The following is a 4,739-nucleotide window of genomic DNA, read 5'->3' as shown; positions in this document are numbered from 1 at the left end:
TTTTTCAGACGACCCTTTGTCAATGAACAAGCCAGCATTTTATAACTTCCACAAAAACTTTGATTTGGGGAAATTTTAGGATACTTCTCTCTATTTAACAGTTTTTCTTGTATCTTACTGTAAACCGAAACGGCCTCCAAATTTCTTTTCCATTCCATGTCAGTATGGAAAACTCTTTTGTGGAATATATCGAAAGTAATGTGTAGACGTACTGACTAAAAGAAAAACGGCAACATCCTACTCTATTACAGACGTTATAAACGTCAGGTATCCCCCTACTCTGCTACTCTTTTTTAAACCAAAATATCACCCTGAAAAAAATCCTAAAAACCGAGTACAATCCACCGCATGAAAAAACGTACCAATCCCCTCCCCCTTTTAGACGGTGTCAAACCCAGCTACTTGGTTTTGCCGCATGAAAAGCAGTTTTACGGCTTGCCGCTGCTGCATTTTTTATGCGCCCATTTTCCCTTTGTCGGCGAAGAAAACTGGCGGCGGCGGCTGAACAGCGGTTTTGTGGTGGGCGCGGATGGCGTGCCGTTTGATGAGAATACCTTGTTCGAGCCCGGCAAGACGATGTTTTATTACCGTGAAACCAGCCGTGAGAGCGAGCCGCGTATTCCGTTTGAAGAAAAGATTTTGCATATTGATGAGCATTTGATTGTGGTGGACAAACCGCATTTCCTGCCTGTCATCCCCAGCGGCAGGTTTTTGCGGGAAACCCTGCTCACGCGCCTGCGTTTGCGGCCGGAATTGCAGCATTTGAATGTTGAAGACATTACGCCGATTCATCGCTTGGACAAAGATACGGCAGGCGTTATGCTGCTTTCGCTCAACCCTGCCACGCGTCGCGATTATCAGGCCATGTTCCAAGAAAAAACCGTCCGAAAAACCTATGAAGCGGTGGCGCCGACGCGGACGGATTTGGACTATCCGCTGGATATTTCGTCACGAATGGAACGCGGCGAAAAATTCTTTCTCACGCGGGAAACAGAAGGCGAACCCAACGCCCATACAACCATCGAGCTTATCGAAAACCGCGGTGCATTCAGCCTCTACCGCCTCACGCCGCATACCGGAAAGAAACACCAGCTCCGCGTGCATATGATGAGTTTGAATATGCCGCTGATGAACGATGCGCTTTACCCTACCCCATTGGCGGCCGGTGATGAAGACTACGACAAACCTTTAAAACTTCTGGCCAAAAGAATAGAATTTACCGATCCTGTCAGCGGAGAAATCCGCGTATTTGAAAGCGGCTTTACGCTTTAAGTTATCCAATCCAATGAAAAAGGCCGTCTGAAATTGTTCAGACGGCCTTTTTATCACGGAATCATTTGATTAGTGATGAATACAGCTGCACTCTTTATTCATATCAATCACCATACGGCCGGTAATTTTACCTTCCCGCATTTCTTGGAAGATGGCAGGCGCTTCATCCAAAGCACGCAATTCGACTTTAGGCACAACCAAACCTTCTGCGCCGAATTGGAAGGCTTCTTCCAAGTCTTTGCGCGTACCGACCAACGAGCCGACCACTTCGATGCCGTCTAAGACCAGACGCGGGATGGACAGGTCCATAGATTCGGGCGGCAGACCAATGGCAACGACGCGGCCGCCTGCACGGACGCAGTCCACGGCAGAATTGAACGCGGCGGCGGATACGGCGGTGACAACGGCTGCGTGTGCACCGCCGGTTTTTTCCTGAATCACTTTGGCTGCGTCTTCTTTGGCGGCGTTGATGACTAAATCTGCGCCGCTTTCTTTAGCGAATGCCAGTTTTTCATCGTTGATGTCGATGGCGACAACGTGTGCGCCGAATACTTTTTTCGCGTATTGGACACCCAAGTTGCCCAAACCGCCCGCGCCGTAAACGGCAATCCATTGTCCCGGACGCACGCCGGAAACTTTCACGCCTTTGTAAGTGGTTACGCCGGCGCAGGTGATACTGGAAGCTTGTGCAGGGTCAAGACCGTCGGGTACTTTGACAGCGTAGTCTGCATCGACGATACAGTGGGTCGCCATGCCGCCGTCGGCGGTGTAGCCTGCGTTCAATACGGAACGGCACAAGGTTTCGCGGCCGGTATTACAGTATTCGCACGAACCGCAGCTTTGGAACAACCATGCGATGCTGACGCGGTCGCCGACTTTCAGGGCGTTCGCACCCGGAGCTACTTCTTTGACGATGCCGATGCCTTCGTGCCCCAACACGCGCCCCGGTTTTTCGCCGTAGTCGCCTGCCGCAACGTGCAAGTCGGTATGGCACACGCCGCAATATTCGACTTCAACCAACGCCTCGCCGTATTCCAACGGGCGCAGTTCGCGTTCTACAACTTCTACATCGCCTGCTACATTTTGATTCACAACAACTGCTTGCATCTTCATGGTGTTCTCCTTGGCATTCGTAAGAAATCCGTAAATGGTGGGACAGGCGGAATCGGAATAACGCCCTTCCTCTAAATGAGAATACTCCCCTTCATTTCGCTGTGTCAACACCCTATCTTTTTGAAAAATAAGAAATAAAATGTTATACCATAACATTTTGCCTGCCTGAAAATATGCCCACCAAGACGCTGAAAAATTCTTACACGTATCATGTAAAAAAGGTCATCTGAAAACTTTAAATACATTAACAAATCCGCTTCATTTCCATACAGGGTCAAGCCTTATCGGATTGGATTTCCTATTTTAGAAAATTACATATTTGGAATTTTGAGAACGTTATCATTTTTAGTGCTTGAACTGAAAGAGAAAAAATACTATTCTATTTTCAGACGACGTTGGAGATACGTCTGAAACCTCAAGAAGACAACCAAGGAGACAGCATCATGGCAAAAGATTTAAATGTGTTTGATAAAGAGTACGGCCTCTTGATTAACGGCGTGTGGACGAAACCCGGCGCGCTTTTGGATTCATACAATCCTGCCAACGGCGAATTGCTGGCTAAATTTACCGACGCATCCGATGCCGATGTTGATGCCGCCGTCACCGCCGCGCAAGAAGCGTTCAAAACATGGCGTAAAACCACGACTGCCGAACGCGCGGCCATTTTGAACAAAATCGCCGACGTGATTGATGAAAACGCCGAATTGTTTGCCCTGCAAGAAACCTTGGACAACGGCAAACCCATCCGCGAAACCCGCGCCGCCGACGTGCCTTTGGCTTCCGACCATTTCCGCTATTTCGCCAGCGTGATCCGCGGCGAAGAAGGCACTGCGACCCAACTTGATGCCGAAGACCTGTCCATCGTTTTGCGTGAACCGATCGGCGTTGTCGGCCAAATCATTCCTTGGAACTTCCCATTCTTGATGGCTGCATGGAAAATCGCTCCGGCATTGGCCGCAGGTTGTACCATCGTCATCCACCCTTCTTCCAGCACTTCATTGAGCCTGTTATCCCTCGCTCAAAAAATCAACCACTTGCTGCCTAAAGGCGTGTTGAACGTGATTACCGGCCGCGGTTCTAAATCCGGCGAATACATGCTGCACCACAAAGGCTTCAACAAACTGGCCTTTACCGGCTCAACCGAAGTCGGCCGCCGCGTCGGTATTGCCGCCGCCGAATTGCTGATTCCATCCACTTTGGAATTGGGCGGCAAATCCGCCAACATCTTCTTTGACGACATGCCGTTTGACAAAGCCCTCGAAGGCGCGCAAAAAGGCATTTTGTTCAACCAAGGCCAAGTGTGCTGTGCCGGCTCGCGCATCTTCGTTCAGGAAGGCATTTACGACAAATTCGTCAACGCCTTGGCTGAAGAATTCAAAAAAATCAAAGTCGGCCTGCCTTGGGAAGACGACACCCAAATGGGTTCGCAAGTCAACGCCGGTCAACTCGAGACCATTTTGAAATACGTCAAAATCGGCGAACAGGAAGGCTGCCGCATCATCACCGGCGGTAAAAAAATCGAAGGCGAATTGGGCAAAGGCGAATTTGTCGAGCCTACTTTGATTGAAGCCAGCAGCAACGAAGCCCGTGTTGCCCAAGAAGAAATCTTCGGCCCGGTTGCCACCGTGATTAAATTCAAAACCGAAGAAGAAGTCATCAAAATGGCCAACGACAGCGAATACGGCTTGGGCGGCGCAGTGTGGAGTACCGACATCAACCGCTGCCTGCGTGTTTCCAACGCATTGGAAACCGGCCGCGTTTGGGTAAACTGCTACAACCGCCTGCCTGCCGGCGCGCCGTTTGGCGGCTACAAAACTTCGGGTATCGGCCGCGAAACCCACAAAATGATGCTCGCCGCCTACACCCAAGTGAAAAACATCTACATCAGCACCCGTGAAGAACGCGAAGGCTTCTATTGATTGAATGTTCGCATGATAGCGGTTTGAACATGATAGGGCAGTTTGAAAACTTTTCAAACTGCCCTATTAATTACACAATAACTTTTTTAGGAGACTGATATGTCGAAACACAAAATCCGTTACATTCTGCCGTTGCTGGCAATAATGACATCCGCCGCCTGTGTCGGTGCGGCGGAGCCGTCTGAAAAAGCTGCAAATGCGCTTAAGCCGCAGAAGGAAAAGAATCTTTGCCCCGAACCTGTTGACCAAATGGATGAAGATTGTTTGAGGCTTACCCTATTAGATTTTGAAATTGCATTAAATAAGAAGTACAAAGATTTATTTCGACGTGCCGCTGCCAAAGACCAAAAACTTCATGGCTTGACAAAACAGTATTTTGCAAGCATCCGCTCAAAATGGGAGGCTTATCAGGACGAACTATGTTACGACCCGACG

4 protein-coding genes are annotated in these 4,739 nt (G+C 49.3%); 3 read left to right on the top strand and 1 reads right to left on the bottom strand.

Annotated features, from left to right (window positions below; genetic code table 11):
* Nucleotides 1-348 precede the first annotated feature (348 nt).
* Nucleotides 349-1,272, top strand: coding sequence for an RluA family pseudouridine synthase (locus tag HMPREF2872_RS05645; RefSeq protein ID WP_070631904.1), 924 nt, complete (start codon nt 349-351; stop codon nt 1,270-1,272).
* A 69-nt stretch (nt 1,273-1,341) separates the two neighbouring features.
* Here HMPREF2872_RS05645 and adhP read toward each other — a convergent pair whose 3' ends face one another.
* Nucleotides 1,342-2,385 (bottom strand): alcohol dehydrogenase AdhP, encoded by a 1,044-nt coding sequence (gene adhP, locus HMPREF2872_RS05640; RefSeq protein ID WP_083311745.1) that lies wholly within the window; start codon nt 2,383-2,385, stop codon nt 1,342-1,344.
* Between the two features lie 443 nt (nt 2,386-2,828).
* Between adhP and HMPREF2872_RS05635 the strand changes: the two genes are divergently transcribed.
* Entirely contained in the window at nt 2,829-4,304 is a 1,476-nt protein-coding gene (locus HMPREF2872_RS05635) for an aldehyde dehydrogenase family protein (RefSeq protein WP_070631901.1), read from the top strand.
* Nucleotides 4,305-4,403: 99 nt separating this feature from the next.
* Nucleotides 4,404-4,739: hypothetical protein (locus HMPREF2872_RS05630; protein WP_083311744.1), on the top strand; the 336-nt coding region annotated here is incomplete at its 3' end.

This window comes from Neisseria sp. HMSC069H12 (assembly GCF_001812735.1).
GTDB classification, from domain to species: Bacteria; Pseudomonadota; Gammaproteobacteria; order Burkholderiales; family Neisseriaceae; genus Neisseria; species Neisseria subflava.
The sequence above is the reverse complement of the archived record's forward strand: the minus strand, read 5'-3'. Positions and strand labels throughout refer to the sequence as shown.